The sequence below is a fragment of the Thermogutta sp. genome (genome assembly GCF_014359955.1).
GTDB lineage: Bacteria > Planctomycetota > Planctomycetia > Pirellulales > Thermoguttaceae > Thermogutta.
Map to the genome: position 1 here is coordinate 1 of NZ_JACIYL010000868.1, position 1757 is coordinate 1757.

1 protein-coding gene and 1 pseudogene are annotated in these 1757 nt (G+C 59.0%); one reads left to right on the forward strand and one right to left on the reverse strand.

Annotated elements, in window-relative coordinates; translation table 11 throughout:
• Positions 1 to 222: pseudogene (locus H5U08_RS17720) on the reverse strand (hypothetical protein); the annotation flags it as partial.
• Positions 223 to 561: 339 nt separating this feature from the next.
• On the opposite strand from H5U08_RS17720, the gene H5U08_RS17725 reads away from it, so the two are divergent.
• Positions 562 to 1757 (forward strand): hypothetical protein (locus H5U08_RS17725; RefSeq protein ID WP_297036155.1); only part of this gene is annotated, 1196 nt, incomplete at its 3' end.

Here is a 1757-nt window from a genome sequence, read left to right on the forward strand (position 1 = left end):
GCTGGGCGCCCAGTGTCGTTTCTGCTCCGCAGCGGGCATCTGGGTCCGCCACCACGCGATGCAACCCTCGGGCGGGCCATGCCAGGACTCCGCGGAGTAATCAAGGCGTTTCCAGGAGTTTCCTTCTGGCACCAAAACAGAATAAAAAACCTCGCCGGGTTTGAGCTCTCGGCCGGTTACCGCACAGTGACGTGTGCAACGCTGTATTTCGAAGTCGATCATACGACCTCTCCATCGTGTGTTCGCCTGCCGTCAACCTGGCCCGGGCTTTCTAGGGCAGCCACGCAGCCAAGTGAGCTTCACAAACTTCAGGGTGCTGCCCCACATGTCCCTATAATTAGGGATCCACGGCCACCCTAACGCGCATCAGGGAGACTGTGGGCCAGTTCGGCTCTCCCAAAGGGGTGGAAGGGTACCGAAATTCGCGGCCGCGTTCAACACCAGCCGTTCCTTTATCACCGCCAGAGGTGCCTGGCTTTTAGCACCGTCGGCCCATATTATAACCGCACAATCTGGTGCGCTTTTGCAACGGTCCTCCCAATTTCCTAAGCGGGACGACAGATGTTATCGACAAAACGCCCGCATCTGCAAAGCCAAGACGTCGCAAAGGTTCACGAATTTCCCCGCCCGGAGCACGCGACCGCCGTGCCCCAGGAACGGATCCGTGTGTTGCGGGATCTACCGATTCGACCCGGGCGACCGGTTCTCTGCTGGATGGGCGTCCAGCATCGTTTGAGCTGGAATTTTGCTCTAGATCGGGTCCTTGAGATTGCTGAAACCTGCCAAGCCCCGCATTTACTGCTTGTGGAGACACCGGCCCCATTTCAGCGGTTGACCCTCCGGCATCTCCGTTTCTGGTGGGATGCTGTCTGTGAGCATGCCACCGCTCTCTCGGCATGGGGCCGGAATTTCGTCGCAGGCTGTCCCCGGAACTGGGAAGGTTTCCTGGAACGCCTTCTTTACGCTGCGTCGCACTGCGGGGCGTTCATCGTGGATGACTTTCCCTACCACGAGTTCCGGGAACTCCTCGGCCGACTCGGTAAAAACGCACGGTGCCGGGTGGAGGCCGTGGATTCCTGTGGTCTTCTACCCCTGGCGGTTCATCCGAGATGCTTTCCCACGGCGCGGGGTTTTCGCCGTGTCGTGCAGGAACTTCTTCCGTCCTGGGTGCGGCGCCTCCCTGATCCCAGACCCCTCTCCGATCGATGGCGGCAAGCGCACTCTGCCGTCGCCGTTGACTGGTGGCCGCCGCTTACTCCAGAAGAAATGGGGGAGTCTTCGGGAGGCTCGCCGAACTTTGATTTTGCGTCGATTGATCAGACCGTACCGCCCGTCCAGGTGTCCGGCGGTTCGATGGCAGCCCGTGCCCGCTGGAAGCATTTCCTGACGCACGAAATCGCTCACTACGACAGCCAACGCAATCATCCCGACGCCGAAGCGACCAGCGGCCTGTCGGGGTATCTCCACTTCGGGATGATTTCCCCTCACGAGTTGGTGCGCGATATTTTCGACCGCGCAGGTGAGTTGGGTTGGTCGGAGAAAAACTATCCTCTTTCGTCAGCTGATGAAAAGTCCGCTGCGAAAAATTGGTGGGGGCTCCCATCAGGATTGGCAGAATTCCTCGATCAGCTCCTGGTATGGCGAGAAATTGGTTTCAATTTTTGTGTCTTTCAGCAGGACTACAAGTCGTGGAACTCGCTTCCGGAATGGGCGAGACGGACGCTCACGATTCATCGGAGGGACCCCCGTCCGAAAAT